Origin of the sequence: Lysinibacillus sp. FJAT-14745 (genome assembly GCF_001275675.1) — a bacterium.
Lineage (GTDB): Bacteria > Bacillota > Bacilli > Bacillales_A > Planococcaceae > Lysinibacillus.
Window position 1 is genome coordinate 433980 of sequence record NZ_LITM01000009.1, and the last position, 25809, is coordinate 459788.

Sequence of the window (25809 nt, forward strand, 5' to 3'; positions counted from 1 at the left end):
GAAAATTAACTGCCCGTAAAAGCCCGATTGGTGAAGACTAATAATCAGTGGGGGTTGGAGAACCCCCACTGATTAAAGCTTCACTTTATATAGCCAGATAATATTTTTGCATATGGTGAAGTGGATGGCAAAATAATGACCGTATCTTCACCTACAGTTTTCTTATATGATTCTAATGTACGGTACAATGAATAGAATTCAGGGTCTTGAGAGAACGATTTATTGTAAATCTTAGCAGCTTCTGCTTCACCTTCCGCTTGAATCAACGCTGCATCCTTTTTCGCTGTTGCGAGCATTTCTTGAACTTCCTTATCTGTTTGAGCTTCAATACGGCGTTTCTGAGCATCACCTTCAGATAGGTATTTTTGCGACATTGATTCACGATCCGAAATCATATTTGTAAACACGGATTGCTCATTTACAGTTGGCAAGTCGATACGGCGAATACGAACATCTATTACTTCTATTCCATACTTATCTTTTGAAAGTAACTCATTGACACGCGCAGTTACCTGATCGTTGATACTCCCACGTGAAGAATCTTCATCATTAATAATCGCCTTATATTCTATTCGACCAAGCTCTGAACGAATAACTGAATAAATAAACTCTTCCATACGTGATTCAACTTTTTCTATTGTTCCTGCATTTGAAATTAACTGCTTTGGATCTGTAATACGCCAAACTGCATAATTATCAATAATTATTCGTTTTTTATCCTTTGTATTAATTTCTTCTTCAGAAACTTCATACGTCATTTGGTTTTTGGGTAGCTTCGTTACGCTTTGAATAAATGGAACCTTTATTTTCAAGCCAGGCTTACTCTGAAATTTCACTACTTCTCCAAACTGCCTAACAACGGCGTATTCGGATTCTTTAACTATATAAACATTAGTAAATAATATAATGGCGATAGCAAAAACGGCTGTTATTGTTACGGCAAGAGAAATATATTTTTTCGGATTCATCGGGCCTTTTTTCGACATTTTGACCACATTATCCACTGTATCCCCTTCTTTTGGAGCAGTATTTTTGGATTTACCTGATAAAAAATTGAGGAATTTTTCAAGATCCTTATTTTTTTGGTCCATTAGTTACCGCCCCCTTCTTTTTTCTCCTCTTTTGGTGTTTCCTGTGTCGCAGGCGTCTCCTGTTTCGTAGGTTGCAATGCTTGAAGAGGCAAGTATTTCATTGTACTACCATCATCATTCATAATATAAATTTTTGCTTTAGGTAATACATTTTCAAGTGTTTCCAAAATTAAACGTTCGCGTGTAATTTGTTTATTGCCCTTATATTGCTCATACATTTTATTAAAGACAGCTACATCCCCTTGAGCCTGCTCAATACGGGCTGTTTTTTCACCTTGAGCCTTCGAGATAATAGCATCTTTTTCACCTTCAGCCTCATTAGTACGCTGATTCTTATATTTTTCTGCTTGATTAATTTTCGTATTTTTCATTTCGCGTGCGTCTGTAACAGCTGTAAAGGCTGCTCGCACATCTGCATTCGGTAACTCAACATCCTGTAGTTTGACCCCTAAAACACTTATACCAATATCGTATTTTTCAATAAGAGAAACGAGTAAATCTCGTGATTTTGCTTCTATGTCCGCTTTTCCCTCAGTTAACGCAGCGTCGATTTTGGAACTTCCGATAATTGATCGAATCGCACTCGACGTCGCGCTATGTAATATTTTTTCTGGATCTTGTGAGTTGAATAAATATTTGTTTGGTTCTGTAATTTTCCATTGAACTACAAGGTCTGTTAGAACAATATGCTCATCCCCTGTAATCATTTTCGTTTCAGCATCATAAGCTTCCAATTCCCCATCTTTATTTTGCTTATAGCCAAACTTTAAACTAAATGTTTCCTTCGATAAAACTGCAACCGATTGTACAGGCCAAGGTAATTTAAAATGTAAACCCGGTTCTGTTACTGTATCATCGGCACGACCGAACGTAATGACAACAGCTTGTTCTGATTCATCTACCGTGTACCACGATGTAAATACAGCAATAAGTGCAACAATGCCGAAAATGCCAAGTCCCACCATCATTAGTGACCTTTTCACACTCATGTCTAATCCTCCCTTAAGCTTAGTACTATTGTATACGGGACACTTTATAAAAAGTTTCAAAATATTTTAATAAGCTAGTTTTTTATTTTAGGCAGTTTGACATATGGAGCATTGCGAAGCTCACCAAACGTTCCTGCACTGACCTTCCATCTAAAATCATACCGCACAAATAAAATAGAACTGAAAAAAATCCTGCTACCATTTAAGGCAACAGGATATTGATAACTAGATGTTCGAATGCTGGAAAAAATGTTGTTGATAAAACAATGCTAATTAATGCAGCTACAATCATGGCAAGACTTGCAAAAGTACCTTCTAGCTCACCAAATTCAAATGCTTTAGAGGTACCTGTACCATGTGCTCCCATTCCTAACAGTAGACCTCTAGAGGATGGTCGATGAAAACGACATACTTTAATAACTATTGGTGCTATTAGACTCCCTAAAATACCAGTTACCATAACGAAGACAGCAGTAAGAGTAGGAGAGCCACCAATCATATTGGAAATGTCCATCGCTATTGGTGTAGTAACTGAACGTGGAACTAAGCTATGCACAAGCTCATTATTTAATCCAACTACTACAGCAAAGATAAATGATGATGTGATGGCAACAGCTGAGCCAACTGCAATACTTAGAAAAATTTCAAAAGCATGTTTCTTTAATAGGTTAAAATTTTTATAAATTGGTACCGCAAATGCAACTGTTGCTGGTCCTAGTAAATTTGATAAAATACTGGCTCCTGCATTATAGGATTTATAGGATGTACCCGTTAGTAGCAAAATGATAATTACCATTAAGGGCGTGATCAGTATAGGTGTTAACCATTCCTTCTGATACTTTTTATAAAACATCTTACTAGTATAAAAAATTGCAATAGTACCTAGTAAACTTACTATAGCTATTAAAAGGCTCATGCAGTATCACCTTTCTTTCGTTGCCCTAGTAATTGTGCTGTAAAACCTGTTGCAAACATTACAACTATGGCACTCAACACAATAACAAGCACAGCTTTCACACCTTGCACACCGAATAATGCCGTATAATCGATTACTCCGATAGCAGATGGTATGAAAAACAGTAATAATTCACTAAGTAATAAACCTGCACCTAGCTCAATCCATTCAAGCTTTATAATATGAAACTGCAAAAGTAAAAACAATAAGACTAGTCCAATTATGCTCCCTGGAATCGGCAAGTGAAGTAGACGTGCAATACTATTCCCAGCAAATAAAATTACATAAAGATAGCCGATTTGCACGATACTTTTGACGATTTTCATGGTCATCCTTCTTTCAATTTTTTATCCCACTCTAACGGTCAGTAATATAGATCCCTTCTAGATTAAAATGGGCTTATTATCTGACCGTATAAGCCTGATTAGTTCAACTAACAAGTACATTGCTTATTAGTCGAATATTATGCTACTATACTTTACACCTATTTGCGTTACGTGTAAAACAGAAAAAGAATCTATCACCAAAAAGTTTGGCAATAGATTCTTCCTATTGTGGCGATAATTAAGCAACACAATCAAAAAATCCTTATATATAAAGATTTTTTGGCTATTTTAAAGTCTTAATAATATATAGGGGGTTTCTACTAACAAGTATAAGGCCCCATTGTGAATCTAAAATTGCGCTATTGTAAAGAAATCGTTAATTTTTCGGGATCATGACAATCATTTTTGTCCCGACGCCAACTTCACTTTCTACCTGAATGCGACCATGATGCGCTTCTACTAAGTGCTTCACAATTGCAAGCCCTAACCCTGTCCCCCCAGAATTCCGGCTTCGCGCACGGTCCACACGGTAAAACCGTTCAAAAACACGGGCAATTTCATGCTTTTCTATTCCTATACCTTGATCTTCTATTTCAAGAATGCCGTACGTTTCATTTTCCTTTAATCGAATCGTAACGGTTGTATTTTCTGGAGAGTACGTTATGGCATTGGTAATTAAATTAGTAACAATTTGAATGATACGATTCGCATCACCCATAACTTGAACATCACGTTCTATATCAACATGAAAGCTCATATTTTTCTCATCCAGACGAGGTCCTGTCAGCTCTGCTCCACGTATAAGTACATCTTGCAAGCCCATCGGCATAATATTAACGGTAAAACCATGCTGTTCAATTTTCGATAACTCCAGTAAATCCTGGATAAGCATCTGCAGACGGTTACTTTCCTTATTAATGATCTCTAAAAAAGATAGCAGCATTTTTTCATCCTTATAGGCACCATCCAGTAAAGTTTCAGAAAAGCCTTTAATAGATGTAATAGGTGTACGCAATTCATGGGATACATTTGCTACAAAGTCCTTACGAATCTGCTCTAAACGAATAAGCTCCGTAATATCATGCATAACGATAACGACACCAAGCCATCGACCATGATCTCCTATAACAGGGGCTCCATACACTTCCTTATTATATAGCTCCTGTTGGACCTCCATTTTAATTTGTTGACGATAAGGCATTTCTGTTAAAAACACATGGTCGATAAATTGCTCAAGTGATTTAGGTAAGCCAATTGTACGAAAAACTTTTCCTTGTACGTCGTCAATTTGCATACCGAAACGCTCTAAAAATACACGGTTTACGATAGATATATTCCCCTCACGTCCAATCATCATGAGGGAGCTTCCCATGTTTTCAATTAACGTTTTAAGTCTTTCCTCTTCTACCTCGCGAATCGTCGTAATGTCCTGTAAGTTACGCGCTAAAATATTGATGGAGTGACTAAGTGGTATCATACGTTCACGCTCATTTTCATGAGCACGAGCACGGTAATTCCCCTTCGCCAGCTCAAGTGCTGTATCTGTCACGTTATCAATAGGAGCAGTGAAATTTCGAATCATATAGCGACTTACAATAGCTATTAAAATAAGTGCTATTATAAAAAGAATTGCTAGCACTACATAAAGTCGCGCATGAACATACGATAGAAGAGAATCTGTTTCCTCATTGTTTTGAGCAGTATATAGTGCCTCTTTATCTTCTTTTGATAGTGCAATTTTTCGTTCATCTACTACTTGGTTAATGGATTCTTGCATCTGTAAGCTAGCCTGCTCATTGTACTGTTCTATATAAACAGGAAAAAGCTGACCTATAACAATCATTAGGACAGCTAATATCGATCCAAGCAATAGCATGAATGTCAAGAATAAGCGGTTGCTCATTGATTTCATGTCGTCTTCGGCTCCTCGAACTTATAACCAAGGCCACGAATCGTTTTGATGAACATCGGCTTACGGCTATTTTCCTCGATTTTATCGCGAAGGTGGCTTATGTGCACATCCACAATTCGTGTATCGCCAGCAAAGTCATACTTCCATACAGCACTTAATAGCTGATCACGTGTTAAAACACGGTTTTTATTTTCAAGTAAATAAATGAGTAGCTCAAATTCCTTTGGTGTAAATTCTAGTGCCTCATCCTGTAAAAATACTTCAAAACGCTCTGGAAAAACACGCAATTGTCCAAATTCATACATTTTCTCATGTGGCCCATTCTTATCTTCAACCACTATATTTTGAGTAAAACGTCTTAAAACAGCCTTTACCCGTGCTAACACTTCGCGCGGACTAAAGGGTTTCGTCATATAATCATCCGCCCCTAGCTCTAGACCAAGTACTTTATCGAACTCGTCATCCTTTGCTGTTAGCATAATAATAGGTGTATTCATACGTTGTTGACGAATTTGTTTACAAACCTCCATACCATCAAGCCTTGGAAGCATCAAATCTAATAAAATTAAATCTGGCTGTATGTCAATTGCCTTATCAAGACCCTCTTGACCATCCGCAGCTGTTTCTACAACATATCCAGCCTGCTCTAAATTATATTTCAATAATGTCGCAATAGAAAATTCATCTTCTACAACTAAAATCGTTTTTGTCATGTGTAAAGCCTCCGTTAGTGATTTGAAACCCCCATTTCAAATCTCAAGACGTCTATAAAGCAAGTGGTGGTGTTACCAATAAAGTACCCTCAATCATAAGCTGCTTCTGCTCATTATATGAGTGTACCGATACAGTAATTGTATTTTGTACTTTATTTACTTCTGTTACCTCTAAAAGAGTATCAAATAATTCATAATGATAGAGTGGTTCTAAATATTTTATATGTTGCTCAATAATTCGTGCACCTGGTCCAGGAATATACTTTGACACAGCTGACGTAATAATACCATTTAACATGATTGTTGGTACGATTGGCTTTTGAAAAGGTGTCATCGCAGCATAATCATGTTGAATATAAAGCGGATTATTATCATTCGTAAGTCCTAAATAAAGCAGTAAATCCTTATCTTCTATTTTTTCAGTAATATGAATCTTCTCGCCAACTGTAATTTCATCAATAGTGAGACCAAGCTTACTGTTTTTTTGAAGCAAAAATACGCCAACCCCTTTTCTATCATATACCTTCATAGTATCAATTTTATTCCAAAAGTACAACGAAAAGCAGAATTACCATTATGTCTTCATTCAGCTTTGTTTTATCTGCGTGAAAACGAAGCGACAGCAACATTGTTTATCCATAACGAAAGCAAAGCCTCAGCTACTATTACACCAAGGCGAAATTGATAACGAGGATTGAATTCCGTTCCGATTGGGCGCTTTCTTAGGGGGGGCGTCCGATGAGACCCTCACCTTCCTTGAATTTCTACACGTTTTCAGGAAATACTGTCACAATCACACCATCCATATTATTGCCCGATATTTCATAACGAAGATTGGCTGGCACATTAATAGTGGTATTTTTAGTAACTGGATAATAAAAGACCTCATATTTTTGACCATTTACAGTAGCAGAAATATGTTTTTCTTCTTTTAGATAGTCTAAATATTCCTCTAAAACAAAATTCTTTTCTTTCATAATCGCACTATGTGGTAAACCGACATAGCGGATATGCCATGGTTCATTCATAATTCCCGTTATGTCCGTTTTATCCTCTGGATAACGTAGAGTAAACCCGTATTTCCAAGCGTTCTTTGCAATCCACTCTCCCTCAGGTGCTACCTCCATTTTCCCTTGGGTACTTCCCACATCAAGCGATAAACCTAAATTGTGTTCGCTGTAACCTGCTGGCAAGGCACGATTAGAACCCATTTCTTTATAAAGTTTAGCTTGCTCATCAAATCCTCGAAAACCACTCGAAATTAAAAAATTAGAAAATCCATCTTCTTCCGCATCAAGAGTCATATTCGAAAATTTACTTGCTATATTTTCGGATAAATATGTTTCTTTATTAAACACTCTGTATCCTTTTACCAATTCTTTATGAGCATATAAATTGATGACATCTGATTTTATACTTTCATTGTGAACTGGGTGCTTACTGTTGACCAAAAGTAAATTTCCTTGATAAATTTGTTCTACTGGAATTTCTACCTTTTTTATATTTCCAGAAGAAAACTTACCCTCCACTTCATTCTCATTATAGGCATTTAATATTACTCCTTCTTCACCTTGAAAGAACGGTACTATCTTAAAGGCTGTTACACCCAAACATATTGCAAAAATTAATAAAAAGCCCTTCTTTTTCATTCTTAACTTCTCCCTTATTCTTCTTTACTTAAAAGATTATAAGTTAAACTAATTAAGAATAAAGTAGGATAAATCTTAAATTTATCTTAAATTACGTACTTAAAATATGAAGCTATCTTAACTATTTTGTTTACTTACCTCTTGTTGAAATAAAACCCTCAAATCCACTATTTTGAAAACAATTTCTATTTTAACATTAACTTCAATATGTACCTAAAAATACTCTTTTCATCTTCAACTAAACCGCTAGTTTAAGTAGAAAAAGGCTCTACTCCTAATTGAAGTAAAGCCCCTCTGGATAGGATACATGTCAAGCCACTTCATAACAAAATCACCCTTAAAAGAACTGTTCAAATTAGTGTTGACATTCCAACCATTCAATTTTTTTACTCAAAAAAGAGCCCCTATTCTTCAATAGGAACCCTCTAAATTAATTTCTTCCACACATATCATTGGAGGAATTTTTACTTTTTTGATACTCATTGTTATTTTCTATTTCTGCTCACAGGTGCTACTTATAATATTCTTCTAATGTTAACCCTTTATTATATAACTCAGTGGCTAAATTTACACCAATATAACGAATATGCCATGGTTCATATTTGTAGCCAGTAATATTATCTTTGTCTTTTGGAAAGCGAATGATATATCCATATTTATGGGCGTTATCTGCAAGCCATGCTGCCTCTTCTGTATTCGCAAAACAGTCATCTGCTGCACAAGATCCATCAGAACCACTAACGTCAATTGCTAATCCTGATTGATGTTCGCTTGTTCCAGGAACAGCACTATATGTTCTTGCTTTTTCCATTCCATCTCTTTCAACATAATTATTAAATAGGGTTGTTTGAGTTTGAGAAGAACGATAGGCTGAAACACCTGCTAGATGAATATTCTGCTTATTCGCCGCATGGAACATTTTTTCGAGATACTTCGCTGCTTCTTCTCTCATCATTCTTTTTTCTATTTTTTCATTAAATATAAATGGAACATTTGGATAAACGAGATCTTTCGGTTCATAGCCTTCCGGAAAAGCATTTTGTTTGTTGACAAGAACGGTGATACTTTCAGGATCAGCGACAGTGTGTACTCCCGGTTGTATTTGTTGTTTGTTTTGTTCATTTCCGAAACAGCCAGAAACAATTAGAATCATCATGAGTAGTGCAATTGTGACTATTTTTTTTACCATATTTATATGCCTCTTCTTTTATTAGTAATAAGAGCTCTTTCCGATAGAATTTCCAGTTGTTCCGGATAACTGGGGGATCTGTTGGATTTCCTATAGGAGATAGTCGCCTTTTGGCTCCCTCACTCTTTTTTTATGTTTTACCTGTTTGACCCTGGTTTACACGAGGGACCAAAAGGAAACTTCCATTTTAACCATTCAAAATAGTATAGCTAACAGGTGCTTACCTGCTTATTTGTGTTATCCAATTTAATACTTGTACGCCTCGTGCATTCGCTACTACGCACGAATTAGCTGTACATACCCACCGAGAGGAGAGAGTAAATTTCCCATTCACTTTCTTTCAAACCCTTTAACCAGCTTGCATTTACGTCCATTTTTCCGCACAAAAAATGCATGGTTTTTTGAGTGCGCTTAAAAACAGTTTTATAGAAGCTTAAGAGTTTCCAGTTTCGATGTTTTTTATGGTTGACATATCACCATTGGGCTTTTCAACCAAATTCCTTTATCTGTAAAAAAACAGTGTTCTTAGTAATGTTTTTATCGTGTTTTATCTCCCCTTCATCAAGATAGTACTAATTATAAAGAATAATTATTAATAAAAACTTAGGACATTTCTTAAGATTTAATGAAATTAAAGGGAGGTAATTTATAATAAGTATAAGGATAATGAGGAGAAATTGATTATTTGATGAGGAATTTTCTCGACAGAAGAAAAGGCAATATACCAGAAATGATTATGGATGTATAGGGTCATGTTCTAAAAGTGGAATCAGTTCCGTTATTTAACCAAACTATATAGGCTATAACGAATATCGTAATTGTAAGTGTTCCTAGTAAATTGGAGACTTTGGCATATAAGTATCTCCAGCTGCTACCATTCCTTATTGGCAGGATATAAATTTTCAATTTTATTTGAAGGTAAAGTTTGTGAATATACAGGATTCCCCAATAACAAGGCAAGACTCAGTATGTTAAGCTTCCTAAAAAGCTCCAGATATTACTCATCTCTATTTTCTTGTATCCCGTAATTTGTAAGAACATCTCTTTTTGACGCACTATTCGCCCTACTTTTTGATGTCTCTATACTCAAAAAAATCGAGTAGGAATGAATCCCACTCGATTTCATAAACTCTTATTAAGCTAAAACTTTCATAACGTCGCGGACAGCCTCTGCCGATTTATCTAAAGCTGCTTTTTCATTGTCTGTTAAATCAAGCTCAAAGATTTTTTCTATACCATTTGCACCTAATAATGTCGGAACACCTAGATATAAATCATTGTAGCCATATTCGCCTTCTAAGTATGCAATAGATGGAAGTATACGTTTTTGGTCTTTAATGATAGCTTCCGCCATTTCAATAAGCGCCGCTGAAGGAGCATAATATGCAGAACCATTACCAAGAAGGTTAACGATTTCAGCGCCACCTTTACGTGTACGGTCAACAATCTCTTCAAGACGATCTGCCGGGATTAATGTTTCTAATGGAATACCACCAGCAAATGAGTAACGAGTAAGTGGCACCATTGTATCACCATGACCACCTAAAACACAACCTGTAATGTCTTTTACCGAGATATTCAGTTCTTCAGCTACAAACGCACAAAAACGAGCCGTGTCAAGTACACCTGATTGACCTATTACACGATTTTTAGGGAAACCAGTTTCTTTGAATACTGTGTAAGTCATTGCATCAACTGGGTTTGTAAGAACAAGGATTGTTGCATTTGGTGAGTACTTAGCAATTTCCTTGGAAACAGCTTTCATGACATCTTGATTAACTTGAACAAGATCGTCACGGCTCATACCTGGTTTACGAGCAACACCAGCAGTGATGATTACTACATCAGAATCTGCAGTATCTGCATAATTAGAAGTACCTTTAACATAAGAATCATAGCCTTGCACTGGTGCAGCTTCCCACATATCTAGAGCTTTACCTTTTGTTGGGTTTTCAGCTTGAGGAATATCCACTAACACTACATCACCAAGTTCTTTTTGAGCTGCTAAAAATGCTGCAGTAGCACCAGTAAAGCCGCTACCAATTACTGAGATTTTTTTTCGTTTCAGAGACATTCGAATACGCTCCTTTAAAATTAGGTTATATTTACTCAATTATGCCTCGGCATAATTGCGTCCGGAATCGGTTTTGTGCAAGCACAAAGAACTCCTTTCCGATTCTGTGACATCCGCCGGAGGCTTTACTTCTTTCAGCTGATGTTCAAACATCCACTGAAAGAAGTTAAAAGAGGGAGGAGAATAAATTCTCCTCCCTCGAATAAACAAGTTCATCGTAAATATTTTATTAAGCTAAGGTCAATAGAAATTTACATTTCACCCTAATTATATCGGCAGAAATACTTCCGCTTTAACTATAATTTCTATTTAAGAATAGAAAATTATAGGTTTTTGATTAATTCATTAGCGAATTCTGAACATTTTACTTCTTTAGCGCCGTCCATTAAACGAGCAAAGTCGTAAGTTACAACTTTAGAAGAAATTGTTTTCTCTACAGATTTAGTAACCATGTCAGCTGCTTCTTGCCATCCTAAGTGTTCAAGCATTAATACACCTGAAAGTAATACTGAAGATGGGTTTACTTTATCTTGACCAGCATATTTTGGAGCTGTACCGTGAGTAGCTTCGAAAATCGCGTGTCCAGTTACATAGTTAATGTTTGCGCCTGGAGCGATACCGATACCACCAACTTGAGCAGCTAATGCGTCAGAGATATAGTCACCGTTTAAGTTCATTGTAGCAACTACGTCGAACTCATTTGGACGAGTTAAGATTTGTTGTAAGAAGATATCAGCAATAGAATCTTTAACTAAGATTTTACCAGCTGCTAAAGCGTCAGCTTGTGCTTTGTTCGCTGCTTCTTCACCTTGTTCAGCTTTAATAGCATCATATTGGTTCCAAGTGAATGTTTGATCAGCAAATTCTTTTTCAGCTAATTCATAACCCCATTTTTTGAATCCACCTTCAGTGAATTTCATGATGTTACCTTTGTGTACTAAAGTAACAGATGGGCGTTTATGATTAATAGCATATTCGATAGCAGAACGTACTAAACGCTCAGTACCTTCTTTAGATACAGGTTTTACACCGATACCAGAAGTTTCTGGGAAGCGGATTTTGTTAACACCAAATTCAGTTTGTAGGAAGTTGATGATTTTTTGTGCTTGTTCAGAACCAGATTCGAATTCGATACCAGCGTAGATGTCTTCTGTATTTTCGCGGAAGATAACCATTTCAACATCTTCTGGACGTTTAACTGGAGAAGGTACTCCATCAAAGTGACGTACTGGACGTAAGCATACATATAGGTCAAGCTGTTGACGTAATGCTACGTTTAGAGAGCGGATACCACCACCGATTGGAGTAGTAAGAGGACCTTTGATTGCGATTAGGTATTCGTTAATTTTGTCTAAAGTTTCTTGTGGTAACCATTCACCAGTTTGGTTGAATGCTTTTTCACCAGCTAAAACTTCTAACCATTCGATTTTCTTTTCACCGTTGTAAGCTTTTTCTACTGCTGCGTCGATTACGCGTGATGCTGCAGCCCAAATATCTGGACCGATTCCGTCACCTTCGATGAAAGGAATCACTGGATTGTTTGGTACATTAAGTACGCCATTTTCAACTACAATTTTGTTTGACATTGATGTTGCCTCCTAAATTCATAATCATAGGACTGTGTTATTAGTAACACAGTCCCAAATATTCTAGCATATTTTCCGAATTAGCGCTCGCTGATTGGAACATATTTTTGCATGCCTGGTCCAACATACTCTGCACGAGGACGGATTAGGCGGTTGTTAGCATATTGCTCTAGAATATGAGCTACCCAACCAGAAGTACGTGATACTGCGAAAATTGGTGTGAATAGGTCATGATCAATACCTAAAGAATCATACACTGACGCAGAGAAGAAGTCTACGTTTGCAGGTAATTTCTTTTGTTCTACGATCATGTCATGGATTTTAACTGACATTTCATAAAGCTCTGGTTTACCAGTTAGCTCAGTTAATTTTTGTGACATTACACGTAAGTGTGGTGCACGTGGGTCGCCTTTGCGGTATACGCGGTGACCGAAGCCCATGATTTTTTCTTTGTTGTTTAATTTATTTTGAATATAAGACTCAACGTTTTCAAGTGAGCCAATTTCAGATAACATTTTCATTACTTGCTCGTTTGCACCACCATGAAGTGGTCCTTTTAATGCACCGATAGCTGCAGTTACACCAGAATAAACATCTGATAATGTAGCTACACATACACGTGCTGTGAATGTAGATGCATTTAATTCGTGGTCCGCATGTAATACTAATGCTTTGTCAAATGCTTCAACTTCGATTGCTGCTGGTTCTTCACCTTTAAGCATGTATAAGAAGTTTGCTGCATATCCTAATTCTGGTTTTGGCGCAACTGGCTCTAAACCTTTACGAACACGCGCAAATGCAGTAACTACTGTAGCAATTTTAGCTTGTAAACGGATTGCTTTACGATAGTTAGCTTCTGTATCCATAACATCCGCTTCTTCATCGAATACACCAAGTAAAGATACTGCTGTACGTAGTGCAGCCATTGGATGTACAGTTGACAGTGGGTATGTTTTGAATTGGTCTACAATTGCTTGCGGAATAGACATGTTGTCTGCCAATTGTTGTTTTAATTCAGCTAGCTCGTCCGCTTTTGGTAAACGAGTATGCCACAATAAATAAATTACCTCTTCGAATGACGCGTTCTCTGCTAAATCATCAATGTTGTAACCAACATATGTAAGTGTGTCATCGATAATTGAACTGATTTTAGATTCCGCTGCTACGATACCTTCTAAACCTTTAGTTGCTGACATAAATTATCGCTCCCTCATAATATATTTTTTAGTTGTAAATGCAGTTATTAGCTCACATTTACGTTTTTTGCTCATATGAACCATTAAGTTAATCGCTTACATTGCTATTATAATCATTTTTGACAGCTTTGTGAATGAAAAACCTTCGAATAAAGAAAAAGGCGCACGAGCGATTATAAATAAGTTTTAAAGAGATTCTTTTGCACATTTCAATATTAATTTATCATTTGAAACGGGGTGAATTTGTAAAAATGAGGAATATTAAATATTTTTCATACGAAAGAACTACGAGCGTTTTATTCTTCACATTATATTTGGTAATATTGTGGTTCGTATTACCTGTATCACTGGCGATTTTTTTGTCTTTTTCCACCTATCCTATTGTAAAATTTCTTCACTCTTATTGTAGGATTACCTATTGGCTTGCAGCACTTATTGTGGAAGCACTTATACTAGCTTGCATTTTTCTTCTCGTTATCATTTCTATAAACAGTATTATTCTTGTCTTCCCTGAAATCAGAGATACATTACAAAATTTCCCGCTTTTCAATGAATATGAATCAATGTTCATCCAAGTTTTAAAGGAAAAGTCGCTTTCTATTTTCGATTCAATCTTTTTATATACGGCTAATATTTTCCAACTATTGATGAAGCATGTAATTGAAGTATTTATATTCCTTGTTGCTTATTATTTCGCCCTATTGGAAACTCGTAAATCCCGATATTGGTTTTTTCAATATGTGCCCAAAAAATTCCGCAATGAATGGCAGAAGCATTTTTCTAAAATTATGCAGCTATTTCATTACTTTTTGTACGTGGAGTTTCAGCTATTCACAATTACACTGCTCATACTTTGTGCAGGATTTATGATTCTCCAATTTGAACAAGCCATCATTAAAGCTTTTATTGTTGCATTTGCAGATGTACTTCCGTTCTTTGGGATCGGCGTATTTCTAGTACCCATGAGCATTTATTTTTACTTAAAAGGCAATACCTTTTTATGTGTAGCTATTTTACTTTTGTATCTCTTCGTTCAATTAACAAGGCAGCTAGCTGAATCCATGCTTTGGTCAAATACATTACAATTACGTACATTCCACACCTTTTTCATCAGTGCTGCCTCTATTTTATTATTTGGTTTTTACGGCATTTTATTGAGCCCTATATTTTTATTTTTGGCGGTTAAACTAAAGGATAATGCTATTTTTGAACGATGATAAATTGACCTTTTTTCATTTTTTTTCGCATCCAATAATAAAAGATTGGTTGGAACATTTTTCGAGAAAAAGGCATGAGCAGTAATAAACCAACAAGATCTGTTATAAAACCCGGTAATGTTAAAAGTACACCACCACTGAAATTTAATACTGTGTCAACTAATGCTGGCCCCGGAGCTTCTCCGCGTGCTATCGTATTTTTTACCGTTTGTACAGAATTCATACCTTTATTTTTCACTACATAAATACCTATAATACTCGTAGCGACTATAAGCAATAATGTATTTAGAACACCAATATTTTGACCAATTACTATTAATAACGCCAACTCGGCTAATGCATAGACGATGAAACCAAGAAAAACTTTTCTCATATTTTTCTCCTTTCTATCTAAAAAAGCTATACCTTTTATACGTTATTATAGCCCATTAAGTTTCATTTTAAAAATAGTGGGTTCTATTTAAAGAGATGTGACGCTTTGTTAAAACATTGATTAATCTAGGCAAAATATATGCAATTTAGGATCATCACCAAAACGTGTGGTTGATTTCCGTTCCGACTGGGCGCTTTCCTGGGGGCGTCCGATGAGCCGCTTCACTCGCGCTGCTCGCTCCAGGGTCTCATCTGTGACGCTAATCCCCAAGGAGTCGCCCAGTCTCCACTCCAATCAACTTATTTACATAGTATACGTTTTATCAAAAGTCATCCACGACTTTTAGTGATGAACCACAATTTACCTCTTTTTATAAGAAAAGCTCTAGTGCAAATAGTTGCACTAGAGCTTTATATTATAGATTAAAGTACACTTGCATGCCCTTTGTAAATTACTCCTGTTTCAGCATCCATTGTAATTTCTTGACCGTGGCGAATCAATGTAGTGGCTTCTTTTACTCCGACGATAACAGGGATACCAAGGCTTAGTCCTACAACTGCTGCATGACTTGTTAGCCCGCCCTCCTCTGTAATCAGACCCACACAATTTTCAATTGCTGGCATCATATCACGATCTGAGCCAAGCGTTACTAAAATGCATCCGTCTGTATCATATGCTAGTGCCTCTGCTGCATTTTTTGCAACAACTGTTTTTCCTACTACTGAAGCTTTACCGATCCCTTGACCACGAGCTAATAAATCTCCAATGATGTGTACCTTCATTAAGTTAGTAGTACCCGCTTCACCTACTGGTACACCTGCTGTAATGACAACTGCATCACCGTGCGTTACAAAGCCATGCTTCAAGCTTTCATCAACAGCTAGTTCTAAAATTTCATCTGTTGTCGTAACTCGTTGACAAGCAACTGGGTTTACACCCCAAACTAGTGTTAATGCATGAGCTGTATTAGTAGAACCTGTTACAGCGACAATCGGTACACCTGGGCGATATTTTGCAATCATTCTAGCTGTGTTACCACTTTCTGTTGGTGCTAGTACTGCCTTTACACCTAAGTTAATCGAAGTGTATGCTACAGCTTGAGAAATCGCCTCAGTCATATTTGCCTCTTTTTCACGACTACGTGTAGAGACGATTGCCTTATAGTCTAATGAATTTTCTGTACGCTGTGCGATTTTATTCATTGTTTGTACGGACTCTACTGGATAAAGCCCTGCTGCTGTTTCACCAGACAGCATAATTGCATCTGTACCATCGATAATTGCGTTTGCTACGTCACTAGCCTCTGCTCGTGTTGGTCGTGGATTACGCTGCATCGAATCTAACATTTGTGTAGCTGTAATAACTGGTTTACCTACTTGATTACATTTTAAAATTAATTTCTTTTGTACAAGTGGTACTTCTTCTGCTGGGATTTCTACACCGAGGTCACCACGTGCTACCATTAATCCATCTGAAACCAAGATGATTTCATCGATATTATCGACACCCTCTTGGTTCTCGATTTTCGGGATAATTTGAATGTGGCTACCACCATTTTGTTCAAGTAATTCTCGAATTTCTAGAACGTCCTTTGCTCGACGAACGAACGAGGCTGCAATAAAATCAACACCTTGTTTAATACCGAATAGAATATCCTGTGCATCTTTTTCTGTAATTCCAGGAAGCTGTACAGAAACACCCGGCACGTTAACACCCTTTTTATTTTTTAAGACACCTGCATTTTCAACAATTGTATGAATAAGACCTTTTTCCATATCTTTTGCTAATACACGTAATTGAATAAGTCCATCATCTAATAAAATAATCGAGTTTTGCTCAACGTCCTCGATTAAACGATCGTACGTTACAGAGAAGCTTGCCTCTGTTCCTTCAACCTCAGTCATTGAAATATCAATTACTTGCCCTGCCGCTAAATGCAATTCTCCGTTTTTCATATTATGTGTACGAATTTCAGGGCCTTTTGTGTCGAGTAAAATCCCAACTGGTTTACCTAATTTTTGTGCTACTTCACGAATTAAATTAATACGTACTTCATGTTCCTCATGAGAACCATGCGAAAAGTTTAAGCGGGCAACATTCATACCTGCTTCAATTAGTTTCTCTAAAATTTCTGTTGACTCACTTGCTGGACCAATTGTACATACGATTTTTGTTTTTCTCATTTTCTGCCCACTCCGTTTTATAACAAATTATATTGATAGTTCTTTCATTAAAGTATATAAGCTTACATCTGCCTCATGATTTTTTTCGAAAGCCTCAGGCATATCATAGTCAATAACTTGATGATTGCGGATACCTACCGCTCTTCCAGACTTCCCTTCCATAAGCAATTCAACTGCATGTGCACCGAATTGACTCGCTAGAACACGATCACGCGCAGTAGGTGAACCACCGCGTTGGATATGTCCAAGGACAGAAACACGCGTCTCTTTCCCTGTTTTTTCATATAATAGTTTTGCCAATTCGCTACCAGTCATGACACCTTCAGCGACGATAATAATGTTATGCTTTTTCCCGCGCGCTGCTCCACGGTCTAAGCGTGCCACAATGTCGTCCAAATTATAATCTTCTTCTGGAATTAAAACTGTTTCAGCACCAGCTGCAAGACCAGCCCATAAAGCAATGTCCCCTGCATCTCTCCCCATTACCTCAACTATAAAGGAATTTTCATGGGAAGTTGCTGTATCTCGGATTTTATCTATTGATTCCACGACCGTATTTAGTGCCGTATCGAAACCTATAGTATACTCGGTTCCTGGTACATCATTATCAATTGTTCCCGGTACACCTACAACAGGAAAGCCTTTTTTCACTAAATCCATAGCTCCACGGTAGGAACCATCACCGCCAATAACGACTAGTCCTTCAATACCTGCTTCACGCATAATGTCAATGCCTCGCTGCTGAACAGCGTCTTCTTTAAATTCAGGACATCTTGCTGAATTTAAATGTGTACCGCCACGTTGAATAATGCCACCTACTGAACCTAAATCAAGATTTTCCATATTGCCTTTTATTAAGCCATCATAGCCATGCTTAATTCCGACAACATCAATTCCATGATATGCTGCCTTACGAACGACTGCACGAATAGCTGCATTCATTCCTGGCGCATCTCCACCACTTGTTAATACGGCAATTTTTTTCATTGTCGAACCTCCTGCAGATACTATTATTATTCACATTAACATGAAAAAACAAACTATGTAAGAGTTCTAAGGCTAGAAAAACATAACTTTTACATAAAAAATAAAAAGAATGCGTTTTCACACACTCTTTTTATTTGAAAACATCCGAAATTTAACATTTATTCAATATATTTTCATTATTTTCCACGCTATTTACTCTAGGTTTTTTTGAATGTAAAACACAATTTTTAACTATTTTCGAGCAAATTTACATATCTAAAAACCTAAAACTGTATTTAAGCCTCTGTATATTGTCCAATCTTTCTGAATTTCTCATAACGGTCTTCAATTAATTGTTCGCCATTTAAAGAATTTAATACTTTTAGTGTGTCACTTATACATTCTTTTATACAAAGTGCTTGCTTCGCTACATTGCGATGAGCTCCACCAGTTATTTCAGGGATAATTCCATCAATAACGCCAAGCTCTTTTAAGTCAGGTGCTGTTATACGCATTGCTTCTGCTGCTTGCTTTGCTAGGCTACCATCACGCCATAAAATAGACGCAGCTCCTTCTGGCGAAATAACCGAATACGTTGAGTTTTCTAACATAAAGACTCGATTCGCTACACCTAGTGCAAGTGCACCACCGCTTCCGCCTTCCCCAATAACAATGCTAATAATTGGGACTGTTAGACCCGCCATTTCGACGAGATTTCTAGCGATTGCTTCACTTTGGCCGCGTTCCTCTGCAGCCTTACCTGGATAAGCACCTTTCGTATCAATAAAACAAATAATTGGGCGCTTAAATTTCTCAGCCTGCTTCATTAAGCGTAATGCCTTACGATATCCTTCAGGATGGGGCATTCCAAAATTACGACGAATGTTTTCTTTAGTTGATTTTCCACGTTGATGTCCAATAATTGTTACTGGCTGTCCTTCAAAGAGAGCAATTCCTGCAAGAATAGCCGCATCATCAGCAAACGTACGGTCTCCATGTAATTCTATAAAGTTTTCGCACATAGCTTCTATATATTGTAATGTTGTTGGTCGTTCAGGATGTCTAGCAACCTGTACACGATCCCACGGCTTCATATTGGCATAAATAGATTCTTCTAGCTGTGTTAGGCGTGTTTCAAGCTTTTCAATTTCACCTGTCATATCTACTTCTGCTTCGGTAGCAATTTTTTTTAACTCATCAATTTTTCCACGTAATTGTACTACTGGTTCTTCAAAAGCCAAATTTTTAGACATGTTGCACGCCGCCTTTCGTATGCATTTTTACAAGTACTGTTACTTGGTTTCGTAAATCATTTCGATGGAAGATTGCATCAAGCTGACCATGCTCTAGTAAAAATTCTGCAGTCTGGAAATCATTTGGTAGTTTTTCTCTAACTGTTTCTTCAATTACACGACGACCAGCAAAGCCAATTAAAGCTTGTGGTTCAGCAATATTAATATCCCCAACAGAGGCAAAGCTTGCCGAAACACCACCTGTTGTCGGATGCGTTAGTATTGAAATAAACAATAATCCTTCATTACTATGACGTTTTAACGCCACACTCGTTTTTGCCATTTGCATTAATGATAGTACGCCTTCTTGCATACGCGCTCCACCACTTGCAGTAAAGATAATAAACGGTACACGTAATTCAGTAGCTTTTTCAACAGCACGTGTGATTTTTTCTCCGACAACCGAGCCCATTGAACCCATGCGGAAATGAGAATCCATAATTGCTACTACAATTTCTTCTCCATCAAGTGTACCTAATCCTGTCAGAACAGCTTCGTTTAATCCCGTTTTTTGTTGATCGACTGAAATTTTTTCAACATAAGCAGGGAAATTAAGCGGATTGCTTGTTTGTAAATGATCATCCATTGAAACAAATGAACCTTCATCTAAGAAATATGCTACGCGCTCCTGTGCAGTCATTTTGAAATGATGACCGCATTTTGTACATACTTTATGATTTTTTTCTAATTCCTTCGTTAATTGAATATGACGGCATTCTGGACATTTTGTCATCAGTCCTTCTGGAAATCCCTTCTCTTGTCCGTCTTCTTTCTTTTTGCTAAATAAGCTGCGTATTGCCATGTTCGACTCCCCCTTTGTTGTCTAAATACTTTGTACAGTCTTCATCCATTGCTCGTAGGCTTTTAATGCTTCTCTCTCATAGCCAAGCTGCATCGATTTCAACATAGTTTGAATTTGTAATTTTTCATCTTCAGTTGAGTTTCGATTTAAACGGTCACCATCATAAGCTGCTAATTGAAACCAGATTTTCAATGAAAGACGATTTCCTGACGTGATTAATATTTCTCGTAAAACACTTAGACAATTAATCGTACCTTCTATCTCTAGCTTTACAAAAAAACTGTCCCACACAGGTAGTGTTCGCAGAATCTCTGTACAACTTATTACGCGAATTGCTTCCTTTTCATGAATATGTCGCGTTAATTCGACATCCTTTTTCGATTTTTCATCTTCTAATATAAACATCGACAGTATTTCTACGAGCTGATGTTTATGTGTTGAAGCTAGAAAAGTACCTCCACCATGTCTCGTTTCAATAAGACCTAACAATTCTAAGCTACGCAACGCCTCTCTCACAGAGGATCGCCCGACACCTAGACGCTCTGAAAGGACTCGTTCGGAAGGTAATTTTTCACCAGCCTGGATTTTTTCCATTTTAATAAGTTGACGTAGTTGTTGGACGATTTCTAAAAACACTTTCTTTTGCTCAGTTTTTTTATCCATACGATCAACTCCTCTTATAAAAAGTGGTCTGACCACTTTTTGACGTTGACTCTAGCTTACAAAATAATTATTAAAAAGTAAAGAAAAAACTGCATAGCAAATCTATGCAGTTTCTAAAATCTTCTTCAATTTCATATTTTTTTCGTCGTTTGTGCATGTTTTACTTTCACTTGTGGTTTACCAAAGCGCCTTTCAAGCGTTCCCTCAATATAAAGCAATTCATCTTCTAGTAACAGCTCTTGAACAAGATGAAAAACCTGTGGGAATAAGGTTACAGATACCGTTCCAAACTCATCCTGAAGCTGAACAAAGGCCATTTGCTCACCTTTTTTTGTGCGTATTTTTTTTACTTCTTCTATGATGCCAATCATTTTCACATACGTTCCCTCACGAGCATGCTTTAACTCTCGGCACGTACTATTTACTTCATTCCAAAAAGCTCTTTCCTCTGAAACCGGATGTGCTGATATATAAAATCCAAGACTTTCCTTCTCACGCAGTAATTTTTCCTTTTGGGACATCTCTTCTACTTCCATATATTTTGGCTTACCAAAACTAAAAGCAGTAGCCGATGCTATATCAATATCCTCAGTTGGTCTCAGCAGTTCAGCATGCTTTAAGGCTGCCTCCAATGTTGCTATTAGGACAGCACGATCTTTCCCTATATAATCGAGAGCCCCAGCGAAAATTAAAGACTCCATTATTTTTGGTTTAAAATGCTGTGCACTTAAGGCAACTGCCAAATCAAATAAATTATCAAATGCTTCTGTATTCGTTTGGCGTAAGGCATTAACTGTCTCTATAAATGTATAGGGTACACCCTTTATTCCAGATAAGCTATAGCGAACTCCATCCTTTTCAACCGTAAAAAATTTCGTACTATGTTTTAATGAAGGTGGGTAAAACGGAATCCCTTTCTCTTTTGCCTCACTCACAAACTGCTGAATTTTTTCCACATTACCTGTTGCATTGGATAATAGTGCTGCATAAAAACTTAGTGGGAAGTGTGCCTTTAAATATGCCATTTGATAGGAAATAACACTGTATGCGACAGCATGGCTTTTAGGGAAACCATAGTCTGCAAAACGTACAATTAATGCATACACTTCTTCAGCCACTCGAATGTCAAAGCCTTGCTGCATTGCTCCATTGACAAATGCAGTACGTTGCTCCTCTAAAATTTGACGATTTTTTTTACTTACCGCTCGGCGCAATAAATCCGCTTGTCCCATCGTAAAACCAGCCATCACCGAAGCAATTTGCATGATCTGCTCTTGATAAACTATGACACCAAATGTCTCCCGTAAAATGGGCTCTAAAGCTGGATGTGGCATAGTAACCGATTCCCTACCTGCTTTTCGTCTTGCATATACAGGAATAAAATCCATCGGACCAGGACGATACAAGGCATTGATTGCCACTATATCTAAAAAATTGGTTGGATGTATATCCCTTAAAGCTTGCTTCATACCTTCAGATTCTAATTGAAAAATGCCTAATGTATCTCCCTTTTGAAGCAGCTGAAATGTCTTTTCATCTTGCATCGGAATAAGCTCAAACTCTATCCATGGGCCACCTGCTTTATAAATGGACCATCGTACCTGCTCTAATATTGTCAGATTGCGCAAACCTAAAAAATCCATTTTGACAAGGCCACAAGCTTCTACATCCCCCATTGGCCATTGCGTACAATATATTCCGTCATGTCCCTCTTCAATCGGTATCGTATTGACTAATGGTGAGGGTGACAGCACAATTCCTGCCGCATGAGTGGAAGAATTTCTTGGTAACCCTTCAAGTTTTAACGCCACCTCAAACCAACGACGATGTTTTTCATCCTCAGCTAACCAGCCTTGTAAGCCTTGTGATTCGGCTACTGCTTTTTGCAATGTTATTCCAGGTTTATTTGGAATCATTTTTGAGATTTTCTCCAACGTTTCAGCGTCAAAACCAAAAACACGAGCAACATCTCTAGCAACTGCCTTAGCAGATAAAGTGCCAAACGTAATAATTTGCGCCACATTTGCCTTTCCATATTTTTGAGTAACATATTGGATGACTCTTTGTCTTTTACTGTCGACAAAATCGATATCTATATCTGGCAGTGTGACACGTTCAGGGTTTAAAAAGCGTTCAAATAATAAGCCGTAAGCTAATGGATCTACTTGTGTAATGGATAAGCTATAAGCCACAAGAGAACTAGCTGATGAACCACGACCTGGGCCTGTTAAAATACGATTTTCTTTAGCAAAATGCATAAAATCTGCAACAATTAAAAAATAATCTGCATAGCCCATTGAACAAATAATTTCAAGCTCGTATTGAAGTCGCTCCCGATAAACTTGAGGAATTTCTGTTTGCTTTAAACGTTCTGCTAATCCTGCAAAAGTCTCTTTAACGAGCAAGCTTTCGGCTGTTTCACCTGTTGGCACAGGAAATTTAGGCATTTGTACGTGCATTTCAGGAATTTCCGCCATACAGCTAGCTAGCATCGTTGCACTAGACTCAAGCCATTCTGGATGATCCGCAAACCAACTTCGCCATTCCTCTTCCGTGGGAGCGAAATAACCTTGTAAATGGGCTGATAGCATTGTATCGGTAAGCTTTTCACCTGAATCTATTGCTCTTGCAACCTCAAAGGCAAAATGATCTTCTGGACGTAAAAAATAGCAGCTCTGAGAGGCAACCATCGTTATGTTCATAGTTTCACACCATGCTACATACGAATCTTCTTTTTCAGTTATCATTCCTGCAGGTCTTGCTATACCCATAAATAAATGTTTACCAAATACCTTGTTTAGAGCACTTGCTACTTCAAACCAATCCTCAATTTCTATTAAATCATCCGAAGAAAGTAATGCCACACAGCCCGCTGCATATCCTTCAAGCCATTTCCATGGAAGTGCATCATCCTCTCTAATCGAAACAGCACTACTAATCTTTAATAGATGTTGGTAACCTTCTTGTGTCTGAGCATACAGCACAAGTGGAACCTTTCTTTCTTGCCACTGAACATTGATCGTGAGCCCTAATACAGCATGAATATTCGCTTGCTGCAATGCTTTACAAAAAGGCAAAAGCCCGTACAATTTTGAATTGACGATTGCACAGGCCTGCGTATTTTGCTCTTGTAAAAAAGGGATCAATTGTTCAAGCCGAATCGTACTTTTCAATATATCCGCGCTCGTATGCATTTTCGTGTATACATGTGTCAAATGAAACCCTTCCTTTCTAAGTTTCAATCAATAAAGCAACCGGTTTATTGATATGCCTTACAAATTTCCTGTAATCTAGTTATAACACGATCTGCTTCTTCCCATGAGTATGCTGTAGCTCCAGAAGCAAGCGGATGTCCACCACCATTAAATTCTTTCGCCAAAGTGTTAATAATAGGGCCTTTTGAGCGTAAACGCACACGAATTTGATCGGCCTCTTCAATGAAGACCACCCATGCACAAATACCTTTCACACTTCCAAGACAGCCAACTAACAGGGACGCCTCTGACGGTTCAACATTGAATTCTGCTAGCAATTCCTTTGTCAGCTTGATATGTGCTGCTCCATACTCATCCATTTTGAAATTTTGATACATATAGCCCTGTAAATTTAATAGCTTTTGCTCCATTTCATACATTCCATCGAAAATTTGATTTCGATCAAAATTATATGTAATAAGCTCTCCTGCAATTTTAAACGTTTTTACGGTCGTGCTAGGGAATTGGAAACGTCCTGTATCCCCTACAATACCAGCAAATAATAATCTTGCTGAGGCATCAGATAGAATCCAGTTTGCTACTTGTTTTCCTTCCTCAAAAAGCTCATAAATCATTTCACTACAAGAGCTCGCATTCGTATCCACCCACAGTAAATCACCATACGGATCATCATTTGGGTGATGATCTATTTTAATGACCATTTTACCCTTTGTATAGCGTTGATCGTCTACACGTTCAGTATTTGCCGTATCTGTCACAATAACTAAAGCATTGTCGTATATATCGTCTGTAATGCGATCTGGATTTGCTAAAAATGATAAAGATTCATCATGCTCACCTACAGCAAAAACCTTCTTTTCCGGATAGTTTGCTAAAATAAGCTCTTTTAACCCTTGCTGAGATCCATAAGCGTCAGGATCTGGACGCACATGGCGATGAATAATGATTGTTTCATATGAAGCAATTGTGTCGATGATTTGTCTTTTCAAATTAATTTCCCCCAATATGATAGTAATAACCGTTAGCATTTTTCTTAAATAATCGTTACAATAATGACTAGTTATGCTAGGAGGTTTACTATGCTCAATTTAATATTTGTGTTTGCAATAATCATATCATTTGTTTTTTATTTTTATTTTAAAACAAAACAGTTCCGCTCTTCATTACCAATCGCTAAAAATTGGTACAAAAGTAAAGCTAATGTAAGTTTCGGTGCATTTATTCTGTTATTTGGTTTAAACCAAGCCTATTTATTCCCTGGGTTATATACATTTATTATTGTAGCAATTCTTGTCGTTTTAGGCATCTTTGTTGTGATCGAAAATATTAAAAGGGTTCGTCACTACGGTCAATTTGTTGAAGAGGAGTACCGAATTAACCAATAAATAATCAATTATGCCTCGGCATAATTGCGTCTG

General features: G+C 37.2%; 22 protein-coding genes. 2 read left to right on the top strand and 20 right to left on the bottom strand.

What is annotated here, in order from left to right:
- Positions 1–80: 80 nt before the first annotated feature.
- From hflC to citZ, 12 genes are all read right to left on the bottom strand, one after another.
- Positions 81–1091 (bottom strand): protease modulator HflC, encoded by a 1011-nt coding sequence (hflC, locus tag AMS59_RS17265; RefSeq protein WP_053484966.1) that lies wholly within the window; start codon positions 1089–1091, stop codon positions 81–83.
- A complete protein-coding gene (gene hflK / locus AMS59_RS17270; protein WP_053484967.1) occupies positions 1091–2080 on the bottom strand; it encodes an FtsH protease activity modulator HflK in 990 nt (329 codons plus the stop codon). The genes hflC and hflK overlap by 1 nt, the downstream gene beginning before the upstream one ends.
- Before the next feature lie 202 nt (positions 2081–2282).
- A complete protein-coding gene (locus AMS59_RS17275) occupies positions 2283–2996 on the bottom strand; it encodes an LrgB family protein (protein ID WP_053484968.1) in 714 nt (237 codons plus the stop codon).
- Complete coding sequence (locus tag AMS59_RS17280) at positions 2993–3361, bottom strand: CidA/LrgA family holin-like protein (RefSeq protein WP_053484969.1); 369 nt, start codon at positions 3359–3361, stop codon at positions 2993–2995. The genes AMS59_RS17275 and AMS59_RS17280 overlap by 4 nt, the downstream gene beginning before the upstream one ends.
- Before the next feature lie 376 nt (positions 3362–3737).
- The gene (gene pnpS / locus AMS59_RS17285) at positions 3738–5273 is read right to left on the bottom strand and encodes a two-component system histidine kinase PnpS (RefSeq protein ID WP_053484970.1); all 1536 of its coding nucleotides are present in this window, start codon (positions 5271–5273) and stop codon (positions 3738–3740) included.
- Positions 5270–5986 carry a response regulator transcription factor gene (locus AMS59_RS17290; RefSeq protein ID WP_053484971.1) on the bottom strand — a complete coding sequence of 239 codons (717 nt, stop codon included), beginning with the start codon at positions 5984–5986 and terminating at the stop codon, positions 5270–5272. Before AMS59_RS17290 ends, pnpS begins: the two co-directional genes overlap by 4 nt.
- Positions 5987–6038: 52 nt before the next feature.
- Positions 6039–6479 (bottom strand): MaoC/PaaZ C-terminal domain-containing protein, encoded by a 441-nt coding sequence (locus AMS59_RS17295; protein WP_082337557.1) that lies wholly within the window; start codon positions 6477–6479, stop codon positions 6039–6041.
- 271 nt (positions 6480–6750) lie between these two features.
- Positions 6751–7635, bottom strand: a complete 885-nt coding sequence (gene vanY / locus AMS59_RS17300) for a VanY-A/VanY-F/VanY-M family D-Ala-D-Ala carboxypeptidase (protein WP_053484973.1) — start codon at positions 7633–7635, stop codon at positions 6751–6753.
- Between the two features lie 511 nt (positions 7636–8146).
- The gene (locus AMS59_RS17305) at positions 8147–8824 is read right to left on the bottom strand and encodes a D-alanyl-D-alanine carboxypeptidase family protein (protein ID WP_082337558.1); all 678 of its coding nucleotides are present in this window, start codon (positions 8822–8824) and stop codon (positions 8147–8149) included.
- A gap of 1135 nt (positions 8825–9959) precedes the next feature.
- Entirely contained in the window at positions 9960–10898 is a 939-nt protein-coding gene (mdh, locus tag AMS59_RS17310) for a malate dehydrogenase (protein WP_053484974.1), read from the bottom strand.
- A gap of 323 nt (positions 10899–11221) precedes the next feature.
- On the bottom strand, positions 11222–12484 hold the full coding sequence (gene icd / locus AMS59_RS17315) for an NADP-dependent isocitrate dehydrogenase (protein WP_053484975.1): 1263 nt from the start codon (positions 12482–12484) through the stop codon (positions 11222–11224).
- Positions 12485–12564: 80 nt separating this feature from the next.
- On the bottom strand, positions 12565–13680 hold the full coding sequence (gene citZ, locus AMS59_RS17320) for a citrate synthase (protein WP_053484976.1): 1116 nt from the start codon (positions 13678–13680) through the stop codon (positions 12565–12567).
- 251 nt (positions 13681–13931) lie between these two features.
- Between citZ and AMS59_RS17325 the strand changes: the two genes are divergently transcribed.
- The gene (locus AMS59_RS17325; protein WP_199777779.1) at positions 13932–14897 is read left to right on the top strand and encodes an AI-2E family transporter; all 966 of its coding nucleotides are present in this window, start codon (positions 13932–13934) and stop codon (positions 14895–14897) included.
- On the opposite strand, the gene AMS59_RS17330 is transcribed toward AMS59_RS17325, so the two are convergent.
- The 8 genes from AMS59_RS17330 to AMS59_RS17365 all read right to left on the bottom strand — a co-directional run bounded on the left by AMS59_RS17330 (position 14881) and on the right by AMS59_RS17365 (position 25380).
- Positions 14881–15270 carry an FxsA family protein gene (locus AMS59_RS17330; protein ID WP_053484978.1) on the bottom strand — a complete coding sequence of 130 codons (390 nt, stop codon included), beginning with the start codon at positions 15268–15270 and terminating at the stop codon, positions 14881–14883. The two genes, AMS59_RS17325 and AMS59_RS17330, sit on opposite strands and share 17 nt — an antisense overlap.
- A 422-nt stretch (positions 15271–15692) precedes the next feature.
- Entirely contained in the window at positions 15693–17453 is a 1761-nt protein-coding gene (gene pyk, locus AMS59_RS17335) for a pyruvate kinase (RefSeq protein WP_053484979.1), read from the bottom strand.
- Positions 17454–17480: 27 nt separating this feature from the next.
- Positions 17481–18440, bottom strand: coding sequence for a 6-phosphofructokinase (gene pfkA, locus AMS59_RS17340; protein WP_053484980.1), 960 nt, complete (start codon positions 18438–18440; stop codon positions 17481–17483).
- Positions 18441–18715: 275 nt separating this feature from the next.
- On the bottom strand, positions 18716–19672 hold the full coding sequence (locus AMS59_RS17345; RefSeq protein WP_053484981.1) for an acetyl-CoA carboxylase carboxyltransferase subunit alpha: 957 nt from the start codon (positions 19670–19672) through the stop codon (positions 18716–18718).
- Positions 19665–20513 (bottom strand): acetyl-CoA carboxylase, carboxyltransferase subunit beta, encoded by an 849-nt coding sequence (gene accD, locus AMS59_RS17350; protein ID WP_053484982.1) that lies wholly within the window; start codon positions 20511–20513, stop codon positions 19665–19667. Before accD ends, AMS59_RS17345 begins: the two co-directional genes overlap by 8 nt.
- A gap of 21 nt (positions 20514–20534) precedes the next feature.
- Positions 20535–21176: a FadR/GntR family transcriptional regulator gene (locus AMS59_RS17355; protein ID WP_053484983.1), complete on the bottom strand. Its 642-nt coding sequence runs from the start codon at positions 21174–21176 to the stop codon at positions 20535–20537.
- A gap of 131 nt (positions 21177–21307) precedes the next feature.
- Positions 21308–24391 carry a DNA polymerase III subunit alpha gene (dnaE, locus tag AMS59_RS17360; protein ID WP_053484984.1) on the bottom strand — a complete coding sequence of 1028 codons (3084 nt, stop codon included), beginning with the start codon at positions 24389–24391 and terminating at the stop codon, positions 21308–21310.
- Between the two features lie 44 nt (positions 24392–24435).
- Positions 24436–25380: a bifunctional oligoribonuclease/PAP phosphatase NrnA gene (locus AMS59_RS17365; protein WP_156304706.1), complete on the bottom strand. Its 945-nt coding sequence runs from the start codon at positions 25378–25380 to the stop codon at positions 24436–24438.
- 90 nt (positions 25381–25470) lie between these two features.
- On the opposite strand from AMS59_RS17365, the gene AMS59_RS17370 reads away from it, so the two are divergent.
- On the top strand, positions 25471–25776 hold the full coding sequence (locus AMS59_RS17370) for a YtpI family protein (protein ID WP_053484986.1): 306 nt from the start codon (positions 25471–25473) through the stop codon (positions 25774–25776).
- The last annotated feature ends 33 nt before the right edge of the window (positions 25777–25809 follow it).

Excerpts from the sequence above, each read along its gene's own strand:
- hflC (WP_053484966.1), bottom strand. The coding sequence starts at position 1,091 with ATGGACCAAAAAAATAAGGATCTTGAAAAATTCCTCAATTTTTTATCA.
- hflK (WP_053484967.1), bottom strand. The coding sequence starts at position 2,080 with ATGAGTGTGAAAAGGTCACTAATGATGGTGGGACTTGGCATTTTCGGC.
- AMS59_RS17275 (WP_053484968.1), bottom strand. The coding sequence starts at position 2,996 with ATGAGCCTTTTAATAGCTATAGTAAGTTTACTAGGTACTATTGCAATT.
- AMS59_RS17280 (WP_053484969.1), bottom strand. The coding sequence starts at position 3,361 with ATGAAAATCGTCAAAAGTATCGTGCAAATCGGCTATCTTTATGTAATT.
- pnpS (WP_053484970.1), bottom strand. The coding sequence starts at position 5,273 with ATGAAATCAATGAGCAACCGCTTATTCTTGACATTCATGCTATTGCTT.
- AMS59_RS17290 (WP_053484971.1), bottom strand. The coding sequence starts at position 5,986 with ATGACAAAAACGATTTTAGTTGTAGAAGATGAATTTTCTATTGCGACA.
- vanY (WP_053484973.1), bottom strand. The coding sequence starts at position 7,635 with ATGAAAAAGAAGGGCTTTTTATTAATTTTTGCAATATGTTTGGGTGTA.
- AMS59_RS17305 (WP_082337558.1), bottom strand. The coding sequence starts at position 8,824 with ATGGTAAAAAAAATAGTCACAATTGCACTACTCATGATGATTCTAATT.
- mdh (WP_053484974.1), bottom strand. The coding sequence starts at position 10,898 with ATGTCTCTGAAACGAAAAAAAATCTCAGTAATTGGTAGCGGCTTTACT.
- icd (WP_053484975.1), bottom strand. The coding sequence starts at position 12,484 with ATGTCAAACAAAATTGTAGTTGAAAATGGCGTACTTAATGTACCAAAC.
- citZ (WP_053484976.1), bottom strand. The coding sequence starts at position 13,680 with ATGTCAGCAACTAAAGGTTTAGAAGGTATCGTAGCAGCGGAATCTAAA.
- AMS59_RS17325 (WP_199777779.1), top strand. The coding sequence starts at position 13,932 with ATGAGGAATATTAAATATTTTTCATACGAAAGAACTACGAGCGTTTTA.
- AMS59_RS17330 (WP_053484978.1), bottom strand. The coding sequence starts at position 15,270 with ATGAGAAAAGTTTTTCTTGGTTTCATCGTCTATGCATTAGCCGAGTTG.
- pyk (WP_053484979.1), bottom strand. The coding sequence starts at position 17,453 with ATGAGAAAAACAAAAATCGTATGTACAATTGGTCCAGCAAGTGAGTCA.
- pfkA (WP_053484980.1), bottom strand. The coding sequence starts at position 18,440 with ATGAAAAAAATTGCCGTATTAACAAGTGGTGGAGATGCGCCAGGAATG.
- AMS59_RS17345 (WP_053484981.1), bottom strand. The coding sequence starts at position 19,672 with ATGTCTAAAAATTTGGCTTTTGAAGAACCAGTAGTACAATTACGTGGA.
- accD (WP_053484982.1), bottom strand. The coding sequence starts at position 20,513 with ATGGCAATACGCAGCTTATTTAGCAAAAAGAAAGAAGACGGACAAGAG.
- AMS59_RS17355 (WP_053484983.1), bottom strand. The coding sequence starts at position 21,176 with ATGGATAAAAAAACTGAGCAAAAGAAAGTGTTTTTAGAAATCGTCCAA.
- AMS59_RS17370 (WP_053484986.1), top strand. The coding sequence starts at position 25,471 with ATGCTCAATTTAATATTTGTGTTTGCAATAATCATATCATTTGTTTTT.